The 16586-nt window shown below is 40.3% G+C and carries 15 protein-coding genes and 4 pseudogenes; 5 read left to right on the forward strand and 14 right to left on the reverse strand.

What is annotated here, in order from left to right; translation table 11 throughout:
* Positions 1-91: 91 nt before the first annotated feature.
* From Xhom_RS44015 to Xhom_RS22005, 4 genes and pseudogenes are all read right to left on the reverse strand, one after another.
* A pseudogene (locus Xhom_RS44015) lies at positions 92-799 on the reverse strand (AAA family ATPase); the annotation flags it as partial.
* A 171-nt stretch (positions 800-970) separates the two neighbouring features.
* Positions 971-2401: pseudogene (locus tag Xhom_RS44020) on the reverse strand (LAGLIDADG family homing endonuclease); the annotation flags it as partial.
* 170 nt (positions 2402-2571) lie between these two features.
* A complete protein-coding gene (locus Xhom_RS22000; RefSeq protein ID WP_099139870.1) occupies positions 2572-4851 on the reverse strand; it encodes a cobaltochelatase CobT-related protein in 2280 nt (759 codons plus the stop codon).
* Between the two features lie 96 nt (positions 4852-4947).
* On the reverse strand, positions 4948-5163 hold the full coding sequence (locus Xhom_RS22005; protein WP_099139871.1) for a hypothetical protein: 216 nt from the start codon (positions 5161-5163) through the stop codon (positions 4948-4950).
* Between the two features lie 269 nt (positions 5164-5432).
* Between Xhom_RS22005 and Xhom_RS22010 the strand changes: the two genes are divergently transcribed.
* Entirely contained in the window at positions 5433-5822 is a 390-nt protein-coding gene (locus Xhom_RS22010; RefSeq protein ID WP_099139872.1) for a helix-turn-helix domain-containing protein, read from the forward strand.
* Here the strand turns inward: Xhom_RS22010 and Xhom_RS22015 are convergent.
* Positions 5819-6925, reverse strand: coding sequence for a tyrosine-type recombinase/integrase (locus tag Xhom_RS22015; protein WP_099139873.1), 1107 nt, complete (start codon positions 6923-6925; stop codon positions 5819-5821). The two genes, Xhom_RS22010 and Xhom_RS22015, sit on opposite strands and share 4 nt — an antisense overlap.
* A 363-nt stretch (positions 6926-7288) precedes the next feature.
* On the opposite strand from Xhom_RS22015, the pseudogene Xhom_RS22020 reads away from it, so the two are divergent.
* Positions 7289-7435: pseudogene (locus tag Xhom_RS22020) on the forward strand (type II toxin-antitoxin system RelE/ParE family toxin); the annotation flags it as partial.
* Positions 7436-7727: 292 nt separating this feature from the next.
* Here the strand turns inward: Xhom_RS22020 and Xhom_RS22030 are convergent.
* The 5 genes and pseudogenes from Xhom_RS22030 to Xhom_RS34665 form a co-directional block, all read right to left on the reverse strand.
* Entirely contained in the window at positions 7728-7982 is a 255-nt protein-coding gene (locus tag Xhom_RS22030; RefSeq protein ID WP_099139875.1) for a bacteriocin immunity protein, read from the reverse strand.
* A 13-nt stretch (positions 7983-7995) separates the two neighbouring features.
* Positions 7996-9921 (reverse strand): colicin-like bacteriocin tRNase domain-containing protein, encoded by a 1926-nt coding sequence (locus Xhom_RS22035; RefSeq protein WP_099139876.1) that lies wholly within the window; start codon positions 9919-9921, stop codon positions 7996-7998.
* Between the two features lie 333 nt (positions 9922-10254).
* Positions 10255-10677 carry a hypothetical protein gene (locus tag Xhom_RS22040; protein WP_099139877.1) on the reverse strand — a complete coding sequence of 141 codons (423 nt, stop codon included), beginning with the start codon at positions 10675-10677 and terminating at the stop codon, positions 10255-10257.
* A gap of 43 nt (positions 10678-10720) precedes the next feature.
* Positions 10721-10984, reverse strand: a complete 264-nt coding sequence (locus tag Xhom_RS22045) for a helix-turn-helix domain-containing protein (protein ID WP_099139878.1) — start codon at positions 10982-10984, stop codon at positions 10721-10723.
* A 283-nt stretch (positions 10985-11267) separates the two neighbouring features.
* Positions 11268-11373 (reverse strand): annotated as a pseudogene (locus tag Xhom_RS34665) (IS6 family transposase); the annotation flags it as partial.
* A gap of 143 nt (positions 11374-11516) precedes the next feature.
* Between Xhom_RS34665 and vapB the strand changes: the two are divergent.
* The 3 genes from vapB to Xhom_RS22070 all read left to right on the forward strand — a co-directional run bounded on the left by vapB (position 11517) and on the right by Xhom_RS22070 (position 13440).
* Complete coding sequence (gene vapB, locus Xhom_RS22055) at positions 11517-11759, forward strand: type II toxin-antitoxin system VapB family antitoxin (protein ID WP_099139879.1); 243 nt, start codon at positions 11517-11519, stop codon at positions 11757-11759.
* Positions 11752-12156 (forward strand): type II toxin-antitoxin system tRNA(fMet)-specific endonuclease VapC, encoded by a 405-nt coding sequence (gene vapC, locus Xhom_RS22060; RefSeq protein WP_099139880.1) that lies wholly within the window; start codon positions 11752-11754, stop codon positions 12154-12156. Before vapB ends, vapC begins: the two co-directional genes overlap by 8 nt.
* Before the next feature lie 762 nt (positions 12157-12918).
* On the forward strand, positions 12919-13440 hold the full coding sequence (locus Xhom_RS22070) for an invasion associated locus B family protein (protein ID WP_099139881.1): 522 nt from the start codon (positions 12919-12921) through the stop codon (positions 13438-13440).
* Between the two features lie 67 nt (positions 13441-13507).
* On the opposite strand, the gene Xhom_RS22075 is transcribed toward Xhom_RS22070, so the two are convergent.
* The 4 genes from Xhom_RS22075 to Xhom_RS22090 form a co-directional block, all read right to left on the reverse strand.
* On the reverse strand, positions 13508-13882 hold the full coding sequence (locus Xhom_RS22075) for a helix-turn-helix domain-containing protein (RefSeq protein ID WP_099139882.1): 375 nt from the start codon (positions 13880-13882) through the stop codon (positions 13508-13510).
* A 72-nt stretch (positions 13883-13954) separates the two neighbouring features.
* A complete protein-coding gene (locus Xhom_RS22080; protein WP_099139883.1) occupies positions 13955-14215 on the reverse strand; it encodes a type II toxin-antitoxin system RelE family toxin in 261 nt (86 codons plus the stop codon).
* A gap of 169 nt (positions 14216-14384) precedes the next feature.
* Positions 14385-15695: an ATP-dependent DNA ligase gene (locus Xhom_RS22085; RefSeq protein ID WP_099139884.1), complete on the reverse strand. Its 1311-nt coding sequence runs from the start codon at positions 15693-15695 to the stop codon at positions 14385-14387.
* A 246-nt stretch (positions 15696-15941) separates the two neighbouring features.
* Positions 15942-16499 (reverse strand): hypothetical protein, encoded by a 558-nt coding sequence (locus Xhom_RS22090; RefSeq protein ID WP_099139885.1) that lies wholly within the window; start codon positions 16497-16499, stop codon positions 15942-15944.
* Between the last annotated feature and the right edge of the window lie 87 nt (positions 16500-16586).

Raw genomic sequence — 16586 nt, forward strand, 5'->3', positions numbered from 1 at the left:
GCCTCTGCGTGACACGCCTCTTTGTGGTTACACGATTGACAAAGAGGCGATTTTGCTGAGGCTGTTGTTATTGAGCCAAAGCAACCTATCATTAAGCAATTCCGAAAATACGCTGTGCGAATTCATTAGCTGCAATTGCAGATGCAGATGGCAGTTTGTTTATGTAGGCTTTTTGCAGTCCGAGAACAGGGTTGCTACGCATTGTGCCAACGAGTCCAGCATTGAGAAGTTCACGAGGCCCGATAGGTTGAGCAATTTCATGCGCTTCATAGGCTTCACGGATGCGCTTAGCGAACTGAACCAGTTTATTAGCCAGTTGTTCAGGAATGCCGTATGCCATCAGGATCACTTTTTCCTGATCTATTGGCAGATAGTTAACCTTAGAGACGATAGCGAAACGTGAGTAGTTAGCGGCGTTCTGTTGGTTAGTACCTTGATATAGCCCTGTTTCATCACCTGAGCCGTTGGTGTTGCCGGTTGCTACAAAGGCGAAGTGCTTATGTCGCTGAACTTTACGCCAGTCAGGAGTCGCCTCTTTCAGAATAAGCGGCTCACCCTCTAACACTGGTTGGTACAGTGACAAGATTTGCGGATAGGCGAAGTCGTATTCGTCAGCCAGATAAATCCAGCCGTGCTTCATTGCCAGTGACAACAAGCCTGCTTCAAAGTAAGTGCGACCGTCTTTGGCTAAAATCTGACCCGTGATGTGCGCTTCTTCGGTTGACGCTGTGTGCTGTGAGCGGATAAGTGGACGGCCTAAACGTGCTGCGACCTGTGACACCAATGATGTATTATGAGTGACAATAAAATTCTCGGTTACATAAAGACTGTCATCTGCCTTCACTTTGATGCACATACACTCAGCACTTCCATCAGGCACGATAGATGTAATGAATCGACTTGGTGGATTCTTTTTATTAGGCATCCAATTAGACGACTTGCGTTTAGATTTGAATGGACAAACAAGCATCTTCACATTGATTTCTGCGTAATACCCGCTTTTATGACGAGATGTCTTATGCTCTTTAAGGATTGCTGTTCCACCTAAAGACTGAACTAAGAATTTAACATTCTCAGCCAGTTTTCGAGACGTTGTAGAGAAACCTATACGATTGCCTCGACTTGTGCCATCGGTGTCCATCAAACCACAAAGTAGAGCCATCCGATTTTTTTCAGAGTCGAAAAGATATTCTGAAGGGATAAATTTTTCACCTGAATGAACATTTAGGCCAAGACGAGCAATTTCATTTTTGATTCTATTTCCATGAAATACTGTCTCATCAATCACGGTGAACTGGCATCCATTTTCACTAGTTTTGCGAAGAACATCAGTTCTAACTCCGAGCGGGAGAAGCTTTTCAACCATATCCTTGATGTCCATATCATCAACACCTATGCTAATAATCGGGATCGTGCCGACTGCATAGCCATCGCCAATCATGACACCCAATACATACGGATGAATGAAATGTTCTCTATCTGACCACGTTACCGGCTTCACCAAAGGAATCTTAAATTTATATCCGGTGGTGTGTTTCAGCCCTGCATCTATCATTTCTTGTGTTGAGCGAACGATAGTTTCCTGCTTGTAATCGTGTGAGGATAAAGTCGTCCATAGATGTTCGCCACAGGCTCTAGTAAAAGATTTGTCTCTGAAACCAATTTTGAAAACAGGCTTCATTCCTTGAGGGAAGACTTCGACAATAGTTGTTGGCTTGCCATCAGAGCCAAAAACTTTGTCACCGACTTGCAAATCACCAAAACGTTTCATTCCCTCTGGGGTAGGTATAATTGAATCGATTGGTTGAGCTTTTCCCGTACCAGCGTGACCCCATAAGTAACCGGGCATTCCAGCCGTGAACATCATCAGAACGTCTTTAACTAATTCGGTATCGTTAAAGACATACGCTTCGTTAATATCAGGAACGTATTCAGGGAATGGGCGGTTGATAAATGTATCAACGATGATTTCTCGCCCTGTAGAGTTGCACAAGCGAGACAGAGGTAGATCTAAAATCTCATTAGCCGCAACACGCTCTGTACGATACTCGGTAGTGCCAGAGTGACTGTGAGTTAGCGTCACTTTGATATCATCCGAAGTTTCCGCTGTTGCCATTTCAACCTTAGCAACACTCTCTTTCAATTTTTCCGCCTGTACTTTTTTCATGTAATTGAGCGCATCAGTAGACATTGTTTGTGCGCTAGGATACATGCGCTTATATTCTTCAAACGCCTCTTGGTCAGTCATTGCAGAACCATCTTTGTTTATCGGACGCTTGACGCAATCACACTTGCCTGTTTCCGTACTGGCTCTCAAGTGAACAGCAACGGAAAGGATTGAATCGCCGCAGAGTTTGCAATTAATTGTTTTTGGCTTTCCTTTTTCTATTGACATTTTCATTTGCCTTAATTTGTATCGTTGTTTTACTGTGTTTTGTATATGTATATCTTACATAAAAAAATTAAATCAGTAAGTAAGTACCTATCATTTATTGTGAGTTTTTATAAGAGATCTATATATATACTATGGGAGCACGGTAATTCTCTTATACGTAGGTACTTGCATTAAAATTAAAACGCTATCCCATTCCCTAATAATACATTGCGGATAGCTGTAATTACGGTCTTGGGTAAATCATCTACAGAATCAACCTTTGTGTGATATTTGTAGTAACTTGATGGTGCGCTGGTTTGAATCCCCACCGCCAATATGTCGATTTTCGCTTTGTTTAAAATAAAGTCGGCGACTTCCACTAAGTGAGATTCGAAGCCAGCTCCCTCTGCCGCTGGTGCGCCATCTGAGAGGACTAACATAATTTGCTTATCCTCTGTTCGTCCCGCATGGTGACGTGACAGAGCTAAAATACTCTCTCCGTCAACGTTGTTTCGTAAAGGAATATCGTCAATGCACATGCCTAGTCGTGCTCTAGTCACGCTTGAATTAGCCTTTTCGTTCCAGTTTTTAAGCGTTGGCAAAAACAGCGGTTCGTGACGATTTGCTCTCATTAAGCCTTTTAGTCGCCCAATCGTGGTAAAGCCGGTAATAATGTTAGGCACTTTGATTTTATCCAGTGCATCAGATAACGCATAAGCGGCTGCGGTCGCCAGCATGATTCGCTTACCGCCCATTGAGCCAGAAAGGTCGATAACGATTTGAACGGCAGCATTGACGGCCCTATTTTCTTCTTTTCGAGCAAAAACACGGTCGTCATTAATGTTAGGTAAAGCTATTTTCCAAAGACTCGGTGGGTTAATTTTACCTCTGCGCAATCCACCGATTTTCTGAACACGATTGCGGCTGGCAATAGCTCTCTCAAGGTCTTTTGACAGTGTGTGAGATTTGTTGGTCAACTGAGGTTCTATACACCGTCTGAACGCATTAAGCCCCACCTTTTCGTCAAAGCGGTAGTGTTCGGTGTATTTGTCTATCCACACAACGTCAGGTATTTTTGTTTCGCTTTTGAGAAAGGCGTGTGTGTTTTCTAACAATCCCATAAAATCATTAGCACGAGAAAAAGGAGTGTATGCGTCTGTCGCAATGGTCTTCATTTCATCTGAGATCATTTCGTTGGCGGCATCTTCAATGCTTTTGGACTCCGGCGCATCTTCTGAATTAAGTTCGTCTAAATCATCTTTTGACAATTCCTCGCTGTCGGGAACTTCTGGTTTTGGCTCTTTGCTTTTGTCTGAATCACGGCTGTCTGAGTCATAGGCATCTTCTTCACTGATATCATCGTCTTTAAAGGTATCTTGGTGATCGTAAATAGAGTCACCAGTTCTGCCACCAAATTCTTTAGGGGGGGCTTCAATCTCTTTTGTCCCGTATGACTCCCGATCATCATGTGACAATGAGTCATTGTCACATGATGCCGAATTCAAACCATTTGAAGTATCACCAATTTTAGGCTCATCAGGTGTTGAGAATTCAGGGGACTTTTCGCTCTTTTTTTCTTCTTCTGGTTTGTCTTTGACCTTATTTTTTTCTTTTTTTTCTGTATGTGAGTACGTATTATTTTTTTTGTCAGAATATTGATCAAACGCCTTTTCATCATCTTTAGATACTTCTACTTTTTCTTCGGATGGTTCTGGTTTGTCGGCTGATTTGTCAGAGTCGCCGAGTGATTTTTCTTCTTCGGTTTTTGACGGATCAGGTATTCTATCCTTTTTATTTTCATCATGGAGACGGAAAGCACGAAGCAAATCAGCGGCTAGTTTGGCTGCGCCCTCGGATTTCGTGATCCGATTTATTCGTATTTTGTAATTAATGGAGTCTAGTACGGAAAGTTCGTTCTCGAACATATCCCAATAGGGTTCCATAAAATCGACAAATGTTGTGTGACCGCAAAATGCACGAGAAACCGGCATTAGAAAGATATCTAAGAAAAGTGCTCGTGTATTTTTGCCGTACTCACGAATATAATTTTTGATTTTAGGCTCGAAAACGCTTTCGACAATGTGACGCTGAACTTTGATTAAGTTCTGGCGACTGCCTTGAAACATAGCGGACATTTTTCTTTCGATAAAGGTGTCTTCTATAACGTTCCAAAGACGATGAGATTTTGTATCGCCTAATAGTTTATTTATTTCCGCATTAGTAAACAGGACGTGAGCAACTTCGTGGTCGATAAATCCACGGATCGCAAATAGCAATTTATCAGACGCATTGTCTGGTATTGATGGGATATTGATATAGTTCAACTCGTTGGTTTTCTTATCATAAGCGCAATAAGCACTGTTCCCAAAGTCTACAACTCGTATTTTCTGGGAGGTTAGCAGATTGACAACTGTCTGCAAAGATTCACGGAAAGAGAGGACTTCTGGTCTGATGGATAGTTTCTTTGATAAGCTCACTTCATTTGCCTTTTCTTGTGTGGGTCTGCTGAAAAGATAATAAAAAAAGCGTACAGGTAGTCAATCTGTACGCTTTTTTATTTAAAGGCGTTTGGCTTACACAATGCGGCTTAAAACTTTTTCCGAGCCTGTATCTGACAATGTGTAAACCGCCTTTCCTTTTACGATAGAATGAATAACAAGAGAGTTGCTGGAATAGACCACTTCAATGCTCTCAAAAACTTCCGACATCACATTACCGAACTCATTATCAGTTAACAGCACCGACTTGCCCATATCTACTTTACCAAAACACTCAACCGATGATGCCATATTTTTACTGCCTTGTATGTAGTTAGTGACTTATTTTAATGTTTTTAAATTGTGTTTGGTAATTATAATAATACGGCCGCACATTTGGCAATGAATTTTATTTACATTTATGATCTTTAACATAAGTCAAATTTGCTTATCTATTTTACTAAAACATAGTATCATTACTGGTTGTTTAATAGATATGTATTTACTTATTAGTTTGTATGCGTGTATATTGTAAAGAAAACGAAATTATTGATAAGGTATTAATTATATAAGGCATGAATATGAGCAACAATATAATCGGCGATTTTCTCTCCGCTGCTATTTTGGCAAGTGGTAAGTCACAAGCTGCTATTGCAGAAGAAGTTGGCTACACCGCCCATAATAATATTTCGATGCTGAAAAGCGGGAAAATGTTATTCCCACCTGAAAAAATTCCAGCATTTTCAAAAGCGCTAAATATAGATGAGGGCCTTCTTTTTCGTATCGTTATGCAAAGCAGATACCCTGATATTTTTGCAATCTACGAAAGACATGCTCAAACATTGTCAGAAGACGAAAAGGTCGTTTTAGAGGCATTCCGTGCCTTAAAGGGTAACGCAATCGATCCCGATGTTGCCAAAATCAAAGCAAAGTTGGTTTCTGATTCTATCCGAGCGAGTTTATTAGACTAACAGCAGTATATTTTAGATGTAGGGGGGATGGACAATCCCCCTATCTGAAAGTCATGTTTTAACTCTCTGTACGACTCAGTTGAAATAATTCTTTCTATCTCATATGAATACGCTTTCAAAGCGTCACACATCTGGTCGAAATAATCGTGCCTGTCGTACACTCTGTCTATACCCTCAAGTGCATGATTCATTATCTTACGCGATACGTCATTCTGAACCCCTAACGCTGCCAGCTTCGTTCTGGCTGTTCTGCGTAAGTCACGGGGCATAAACTCATCTAGCCCGAACTCATCGTAACTGCGGATCATTCTTCTAACCGCCTGTGCTGGAGCACCCTTAGATACAGGGTTGTTTAGTGATATTCGGGATGGACAAAGCCACTCGCTGTCAGATGAAGCGGAAAACAAGTTGTCGATACAAATCCGCATTAATGGGCTTATAGGCATTGTGTGGTCACGGCGGGATTTGTTGCGAGAACCCTGTCTCCACATGTTACATTTAAGATTGAATTCATTTTTTCTGGCTCTGAAAACCTCATCAGGTCTCCTTGCGCTTAATAAGCAAAGCCGCAGCCCCCACCTAATTTGTTCGCTAAAATCCCACATATCTAAACCGTGCCAGAAACACCATATTTCGGCATCAGAAAGAATACGACTTCTTGGCTCAGGAGCTTTGCCGCCTACGTCTTTTCGGGTCATGGAGGCAAGCGGGTTGTGCTCTATATAGCCTTGATGTTCGCACCAAGAAAAGAATTGTTTGGTTAAAGCAAATACTCGTTTTGCCTCATTTATCTTACCTTCGGCTAATAGGTAATTGAATACACGGTTCAATTGAGTTTTACTGCATTTTTTTATGTTTATTTCTCCAATTATAGGTATTAAGTGAGCAAGTAGCGATGATACAGCTATTTCAGGTCTTCGTCTGGTCAATGATAAGGAAACCTTTATCCAAATCTTTATAATATCTTTTATTAAATAGTCATTATTGTCTTTATATTCCAATTCAGTAAGTAATTGATTACCTATGTCATTTAGATAGTTAATTGTATTAATTCCTACATGCTCATGTTTACGATAAGGGTCGGTACTTATTTTATTATTCATTGGCATACCTTATTTTTAATAATTACATGAAGCTAATATAGACGAAGTTTTATTATGACTCCAGACTAACTACGTCTGGAGTCACTAGGTGGAGTTTTGATGGATAGTTAGCTTTTATTAAAGGAAAGGGTGCTTCTTTTTTGTGGTTGGATGGATTGTCGCAAAACACTTGTTTTCCGGTGGCAGAGAGTAGAACGAAAATAGCCTGTTTGATTAGACATTTCTCGACATCGGAATAGCGGCTGGTGACACAACTGTTGGGTCTAGGGGCTGAGGCGTAATCGAGCCGTAATGATGACTAAGTGGTGGAGTATGTCAAAGAGTTTGAGCTAGGGGGGGTAGGGGATAACGTTTTATGAGGGGGATATCAATTTGCCCGAATATAGATTACACCCGTTAACTGGAGATAGAGAAGGTCAATGGTCGGTTACTGTGTCAGGGAATTTGCGTGTGACATTCGAGTTTATTGATGGTGACGCATATATTGTTAACTATGAGGATTATCACTAATGAAAATGTTTAACCCACCCCATCCCGGTGGAGTTGTCTAAGGTTCTTGGTAGTAGCCCTCGGTTGTGGTTGAAATTGCAAGAATCTTATAGCCTTGATAAAGCCGAAAAGACGGTTGATGTTTCAAAATTAACACCGTTATTTACGCCGATGAATTATTAGTAAATATAAGCCACTAAAGTGGCTTTTTTGAGACTAACTCCCCAGAGATGAGGTTGAAAGATGAGCATGTCAGCCCCCAAGTAGGGGGCTGTGTCAACGTTATAACTATATAGATAAAACAGATGAGTTTTTATTTCTTGAATAATGGCAAGTGGTTCTCTGTACGCCATTTTTTAACGCGGGCCAGAACACCTTCTGGAGAGTCATCTTCACCCTCTTCTGGATAAAAAATCACATCACTCCCGTCTGGGTGTTGAGTAAGATGTTCAAACTCGGTAACAGCATCTACATCTTGTTGTTCTGTATCGTGATCACTGTTAAAAATTTTTGTTACAAAGGCCAAAAATTCAGCTTCAGTATAATCTTCAAGTTTATTTTTGCTCATAAGTCAATCTCTGTTATTTCGAATGAATTTTAATGTGGTGTTTTGGGGTGACAACTCGCAGATTATCAACATTATAGACTTCACCGCCGTGCTGAATTTCGTCAACATGGTGCAGTTCGAGTTTTTTTCTGCCACCAACCTGATCTTTTGTACGGGCAAATGGTGCTCTTCCTTTTGCAATCGCCTTTTTATTGGCCTTTGTTTTTACGTTTTGTGCTAATTTAGGAGTTATTCCCACTTCGGTCCATATGGCTTCCCTCAGTTTATCAAATGAACTAAATTTTTTCCCTCTTAGCTTATCTGCTATTTCTTTGGGAATAGGTGAGCCTAATTGTTTAGATACATTTTCCAGCCATTTTTCACCAACATCTGTACCATCTCCTGTTGCTATGCCGGGTTTATCTCGCGCTTTTTTAGATTCTTTCTCGACTTTTTCTTTTTTTTCTTTTTTCTTATTTTCTGCTTTATTGCGGTCTTCCATTACCGGAGCTAATTCTTGTTTGGCTTTATTAATGTTTTTATCAGCTTCGATTAATCTCTTTCCTAATTGCTCATAACCCATCGATACTCCAACAATTCCTGCGCCTAAAGTAGCAACAGCTCCAGGAGTACTATTGATTTTCATCCAATTTTTTTTGAGATAAGGTTTCATTCCTTCTTTTAATAAAACATCAATTAATGCCTTATCACTAATTTTTATCTCTGTTTTCGTAAATGTAAATTGTTCTTTGGTTTGCTGAAATACCAACGGGTTCTCTACAGGGTTAGTTAATGTTCGACCCTCAGGTGAATCCAAAAGCTGATTCAGACGATTTTGTTTTTCCTGATATACACTATCAATACTTGCAAATTCTTTCTGAGCTTCATCCAATTCTAATCCTGCGGCTAATAGAGGGTTCTCTGCCAACCATTCCTGTTCTCTTTTTTTCGTCGCTTCTAATTGTGCCTTCTCTTCTGCTTCTGTAGGTACTTTGGAAACAGAAATATAAATAGGGTCATGCTTACCATCAAAATCGAGAATGGCGTGATGGGTATCATCCGCCGCTGTCGGTGAAAATATTCCCACCTCAGGGGCTGTATTCACTTGAGTTTTATTTAGTTGGGATAAAGAACTTGAGTTATCAACAGTAATCTGCATAGGCTTCATCCCAGCAATAACCTGAGCAGAATAAACATTAGGCTTACTTGTTTTTTCGGCTTTGACTACACGAACTTCGGTAGGCTGCCTTGTAATCGCTATTTGTCGTTGTTGGTTTTTTGTATCAACAACAGGCTGAGTAACCACCTTTGTAAGCACTTTACCTAGTTCACGAATGCGTTCCATTGAAATGGACGCAGCAAGGATTTCTGCTACCGGAAGTGTAGTCACGTGAAACAGATCACTGACATTAACCTTTGCTGCTTCTTTTCTAGCCTCGTCGAGCATTTGCTGCTGTAATTTTGCAGCATATTCCTTTCGTCCATCTTCCAGACTCATCAGCAATGATGCAACTTTCCCTACTGGAGTATTTCTTGTTGCACGAGCTAGATGTGCGGCATAGGGTTTAACATTGTCTATATAATCGCCCCAATTATTGAAAGGGTTATCAGGCACTTTAGTACAAACTGTTGCGTTTATAGTCCCTCCAATGGAAAAAGCCGCCACTGGATAGCCGGGCTTGACTAATCGGAGATCAGCTACAGCGTATCTTGATGAATTGGCCGCTTGTTTACCACCCCATCTACCACTACCACCGCTATTACCGCTATTGCTGCCATCTGGACCGGAACTACCACCCCAGTTACCATTACTCCATCCGTTATTTTCTGAGCTCCATCCCGAATGATCTGAATAAGCAGCATTACCATTATTTCTACCATCGCCGCCGAAACCAGTTGGGCCGCCATTGATGCCGCCACTCGAACTGCTGTTATGACCTATTCCATCTCCGCCACTCATAATGAATCTCCTTTTCTCAATGAGTTTTGATTAAAAATCCGTTTAAAATGTTATGGCTGTGTATATAATGAACTTATAGATACTGTTTTTATATACAGTACTGTGATACTATAAATTTCATAACTAATAAAGTCAAAAATTTTTTATCTATTTTGTATGCTGTTTTTATCGATGCTGTGGTTGGTGTTTCACAGAGATCTCAGTCACAGAAGGGAAATATACGAGTTTATATTTTGCATCTATTCTAGGGATGGTTGATTAACCAATTGAATATAACTATAAAAATGATTTTATCTAGTGAGTTTTGAGAGAGTTGGTGTAAATTTATGACTCCTAAGTAAGATCATTTTCGGGAGCATTTTTATAAACCTCAGCTACAAGTGAATGATAAATTTCTTGATTGATATCACATGCTACCGAAATCAGATCATGTAGTTCGGGTGAACAAGTGTTGCTGGTTTTGTCGAGAATAACTTCAAATAAAGAGGTTCCTAAGCCCGCCTGATGCATTGCCTGATCTAATGAGATAGGTCGCGTATGTTTTATGTAACTCAGTAATTTTAGTGCCAATGGTTTTGATGAATGCTTCAACAGTGCATGGTGAACGTCCTGATTGATATCACTCACCAGTGCAATCAGGTTATTTAAATCTATTGAGCACTCATTTCTCGCTTTTTCGAAAATGAATTTGAATAGAGACGTTGCCAAACCTGCACGGTACACAGCTTGTTTTAGTGGGATAGGGTTACTACACACATCTTACCTCTACAATTACTGAGATAGGGTAACAAATTGATAACTATTTCTGATAATTGTTGCGAGGCTTACGTTCAATAAGTTGACCATTTATGTCGGTGTATCGACTAGGCCAGATTTCTGAGGGATGTAATTTGAGGTAGTTAGCTATAATCCATTCGCCTTTAGGCCAAGGGCGTGTCAGAGCATTTGCTAATGTTGATGAGCTGAGTCCTGCTTCACGGGAGATTGCCGCTAAGGTTGTACCGCGCTTACGTAATGCTGCGATAATATCGGCTTGATGCCAGTCTTTTTTGGTATTGATCATTCCTGCTACCCTTCCACTAATTAATATTGATGGTGGCGATTCAAGACAGGGTTCGCGGACCGGGAGCTATCTTCCGGCAAGGCATTAGCCTTCCCTGCCTGAATCGCCATTGAAAGGGCGATAGCAGACACACTGGTAGAAACTTCCTACCAGTGGATAGCTCTTAACAAGGCCGCGACGCCTTGACCATTGGATTTTGCCAATGGCGGGGCTACTTTAACTGATTGGTTTATCAGATTCAATAAGCGAATCAGTATAATGACATCTCATCCTCGTTAAGCCGTAAGTTACGCAAACTCAGGGCATAAGCCAGATACCGGCGAACACACTGGGCAATGATATCGGCGGAATTAATGAAGGCATTTGAAGGCTTTTAGGATCTGGAGCATCGTTCTGGAGTCGCTCAAAAATCGGCAAGTTTATCTGATGTTCCGTTAATACGACAGAACCACCATAATAATGGGTCTTGTGTGTATCTTTAAAAATGCCATATACTTATGCTACATAGCAGGAATTTAAAAGGATAAACACTATGATCCAGCAAGGTAAAGTCTTTATGAGTAATCGAACTCAAAATGTTCGCTTACCGGCAGGTACTCGTTTCCCTGATAATGTTAAAGAGGTTATTGTTCGGGTTAGCGGAAAGGAACGTATAATTTCCCCCGTCCAAAACGCATGGGATAGCTTTTTCTTATCAGATCAATCTGTAACAGATGATTTTTTGCCAAACAGAGCTGATCAGATAACAAGCGAAAGAGAATCCTTCGATGATTAAATATTTATTAGATACAAATATCGTAATATTTACGATTAAACGTAAACTAGAATATCTATTACCCAAATTTAATCAACACACTAATCAACTAGCTATTTCTGCAATAACTCTCGCAGAGTTAATTTTCGGCGCTGAAAAAAGCATGAATCCCACTAAAAATCTAGCCACTGTTAATGACTTTGTCTCACGTTTGACCGTTTTACCTTATGACGAACAAGCAGCATTTCACTACGGTGATATAAGGGCTATTCTTGAAAAAAAGGAAAAACGTATTGGTGATAACGACTTACACATAGCGGCTCATGCCAGAAGCAAAGGACTTATTGTAGTAACAAATAATACAAGAGAGTTTGAAAGAGTTGATGGATTAAGAATAGAAGATTGGACTAATCCCTAATACGAAAAAACCAGTAACTTACTGGCTTTTTAACATAAAGCTGTCTTAGCAAGAATTGCCGTAAACCTTCACCCAATGCGGGCGAAGAGCAGTCACGTCTGTTTGCCTAATGGAAGCATCAGCATGTATGGCTCCAACGGTGACTGGGCTTCGCCAAGACGCGCATAGAATGTTCGGGCGCTCTCATCAAGTGAGTGGACGATTATAGCTGAAATGCCCACCTGTTCTGCCGTGCTGGCGACACGCTTCCAAGCATCCTGAAGAAGCAATGCACCGAGCTTCTTCCCCTGGCCAGACGGCCAAGAAGCACTACAGGGATAGGATTTGGCATATCGCGTTTAAGTGATGGTGTAGATTCAATATGATTAATTGAACCAGCGCTTAAACAATAATAACCGATAACGTCTTTTGTGCCTTCTTTGCAAATAACAAATGTGCGGCTCGCGTCGAGCTTATTATTTTTTAAAGCCCAGCATGAAAGTCATTCGTTTAATGTTTCATGCTGGCAATAAAAATTACTTATATTGTGTTCATCCGTTAAAGAGAAGAAAAGCTTAAGCGAATATTAGGTTTCCTCAAAGGAAAGGGTAATGTTCCTGCCAATTTTGACGGTATGAACAGTGCCGAAATTGTTGATATGTTCGAAGGAAAAAATAGAGTAAGAGTTAGGAATATACGTTTTTAAATAATGATTGTAGTAATATCTCATTTCATGGGCGTATGAACACGCTTTCAATATAGTCTTGTATCACGGAGGATAAAATGGCTATAAACGGAGGAAATGTTGGCAGCGAGGTCGTTAAAGAAACGGGTCTTCGGTCAATGCTTGAAGCTGGCGCTAAATTAGGTTTAAAACCAACTTTTAAAATGTCTGATTTTATTGGGAAATCACAAGGGTTTAAATTAACATTCGGCAGTTCTGAATGGGAAGATGAATATAATTACGACGTATATGATGTTTATGTCAATGGGGTTTCATTAGAGAGTAACAGAGAATCGAATCTTGGTGCTTTTTGGGAATTTGGCGGTAGCCCATCAGGAAAGATAATTTTTGAATCAATGAGATTGACTCAGCTTTATCTTTACAGAGATGATTGGAGAGAGGTTGGGGTGCTTATTTTTAAACCGCACACTATAAGACGAGATTTAACTGTAACAATAGACGGAGTATCTCAGGTTTTTCAATGGCGAGATCGTAATTCATGTCATGTTTCTGATGATCCGTCTCAACCATTTATCGCAAAGCTAAAATCAGGCCAAACGTTAACAGTAAGCATCAAATAAATGCAGATTTCAAAATTTGTAAATGAGGCCGCATTAAGCGGCCTCGATTAATCTGAATTGATTTATCTTAATCTAATGTTAGTTGTGTTGGTCTGCAATTATAAAGTGTTGATAATTTTTCCAATGTTGCTTGTCGTGGACGTTCTGATTTTTCAAACTGAGAGATCGCGGCTTGTGTTATTCCCAGTTTTTCAGCTACTTCTGTCTGTGATATACCTCGATACATACGCCATGCAGCATGAAGGGTAATTTCTTCATCAACCATGATGCTGATTACTTCATGAGGAATAGTTTCATCGTCATTAGAGCCTTTGGTGTAAGGAATGCTGACATAATCTTCATCACGATCCACCGCTGCAAGCAAGCGTTCATACTCCTCAATAGGAAGCACTACAGCCTGCTTGTTGCCGTTCTCATCTGTAATAAACTGGATACCAGCCATATTATCTCCAATAGTGTGTTGACCCTTACATTTATAAAGGAAAAAGCTGGCGGGTATTCCCCGCCATGTCAGTCAATATGTATTTGTTTGTCTTCGCTTAACTTCCTGTACTTCTAAAATTTTCGGTTCTTTGCCAGAAAGCTCAAAAAGGATTCGGTAGTCACCTACTCTTAACCTATATCTGGCTTCTGTTTCCGCTAATTTTTTGATATCCAAATCTACAAGTGGGAAACCAGTAAGCAAACTGACTTTGTTTTTTATCGCTTTCTGGTATCTCGTGTCGATCCTGATCAGCTGCTTGGTTGCTGCTTTAGACCAAACCACTTTGACCATCAATTTCCCCTATTTTTAAAGAGCATTTCCGTTTTAAGAATGACTTAATTATAAGTATTAATGCTTATATTTGTCAATATAGACTTATATAAATATAAGTCTATATTGTTAACGGCCTAACTAATATTTAAACATACGCTCGATGGCTAAAATGAATGTTCACAATTCTTTATTCCTTATCACCAATACGGTCGTCACTATCACGCAGGCATGACGGCCATTTAAGGCGAGGATGACGTAAACTGCCATCTGGTGTAAATTCATGGAAGTTAACCTTAACAATACGCTCCATGTATTTTTCCTGATTATTCCAGATCTCATCAAGATATTGATGTTTAATGCCTAACGCATCGACAATCACGCCACTTTCAAGACGAACAGTTACCGAACCTAGTGTGTTTTTAAATGCACCGTCAGGATCTCCGGGTTTATACCCGATAATTTCACCGTCCGCTTCGTTCTCGTCTTTTAGTTTCCACCAATTGCGGGTACGCTTGAAGTAATAAGGGGCATTAGGGTCTTTCGCCATTTCACCTTCTTCGTTTGCGTCCAGTCGTGCCTTAAACAACGCCACATATTCTTCATGGTTGTGAACGATGGTGAATGGAAGCAGATTCACATCAACAAGGGCTTTATTTCCGTTAAACCACACAATCAGTTTCATAATACGATCACTTTGTTTTGTCCCTGTGGTCGCATAGTCTTTCTGTTCACTTTTCGCTTGCCATTCTGATAAGAACCAATCAAATACCCAAAACTCTGCCCCGACAGCCTCCACGTTCTTTTTACGCAGTGCTGAGACTGTGCCATTGAACGAACCAACAACGCCCTCACCATCGAAATAAATCGTTTCATAGCCTGACGCTTTTCGTAAGGCAATCATCTGTTCTTTTAAGTGTTCGAGCGAAGTTACAGGATTGCCGGTGCGTGACAAAAATTCAACATCGTCACCGTCCACTTTGCAAATGATACGCATACCATCTAGTTTCTTTTGTGCAATCATCGGGAACTTAGCATGTTTATTTTTCATTTCCAGCTTCAAGTCGCCTTTAGCACGATAATTTGTCGCAAGCTGGACTTCAAATTTAGGGATTTTGTTGCCGCTATGCACTGAGTTAAACATTGAAATACCAATGCCGGCTTTTGTTGTTTTGAGCAAAATTCGGCGAAACATTTCTTGCTCATCTACGGTCATTTTAGCCAAAATATCTTCTACTGCCTGTATTGCTTGTGACCCTGTAACGAGTCGGTTTCTGAGCTGATCTAACAAAGAAACGATCTCGCAGTCGGACACTCTAGTTTCAAAGGCTGGCGTAGGCGTGCCGTATTTTTTAACGCCGTACATCATGAACGGATTAAGAATGTAGTGTATATAGTTCCTGTCTAAAGAGCTAAAGCCAGCCAGCATTTCTTTTTTTCGGTTCGTGCCTAATGTGCTCATCACATCTAATTTTGCTTTAAGAGCAGATAGTATATTCATGATTACCTTAATTTGTTCAATTTGTTATTTATTTAAATTACTTGTTTTTATTGTTAAGAGGCTGAGTTAGAGCAAGGAGCCGGATTATTGATTTCTATCTGAGGATTAGGTTTTTTGCTCTCCCCAACAAACTCCTGTTTATCAAAAAAACGATTTGAAACGTCAGAATCTTTACATAGCGAGCAGTCAATCGTTTCTTCGACTTTATTAAGCTCAGGTAGGCGGCTATAAACCGGCTTTTCTTTTTTATAGCTGTGTATTTGCCTGTTCCTCTTGTTTGTAGGCTTCCAACATGGCAGATTCATAGATATTTTCCGGCATGAGCGGAGTGGATTTTTCAGTAGGAGTTGGCTTCTTAGCTGGTTCTGGTAATGAAGCGATAGTTTGAACATCTTGTAATTTGCTCGGCTGTTCGGGTTCAACAAATTCGATTGCAGCAATCTTCATTTCAGGCTTGTACCAAGACGGACGGCTGATATTAGATTTTGCTTGTGGTTTAGCAGGGTATTTTTCTATCGTTGAGTCGCAATGCTTGTAATACATCACTCGGCCTTCTTTTGTTTCGCTGAGCATCATGTGAAGTGCCGGACATGAAAGTGATTTCATAGCACACTGGCATTCAGAGAACTGACTCGGCTTGATATTCCCTTTTTTCAACGCCAGTACAATGTTTTGACAAAGAAAATAAGTTTGCGTGTTGCCTGTGGTATCACAACGGACACGGAAGCCGTTATGAGCTGTTTTTGATGAAATCGTTCCGTTTGGCAGGTCTGTTACACTTTCTTTTACTTTTAATTTATACATTTAAAAGCCTTTTGATAGATATGCACTTACTTGATAAAGTGAATGCATATTATCGTAATCAAATAGGGGTGATAGTGTTTTTAAACG

Source organism: Xenorhabdus hominickii, from assembly GCF_002632725.1.
GTDB classification, from domain to species: Bacteria; Pseudomonadota; Gammaproteobacteria; order Enterobacterales; family Enterobacteriaceae; genus Xenorhabdus; species Xenorhabdus hominickii.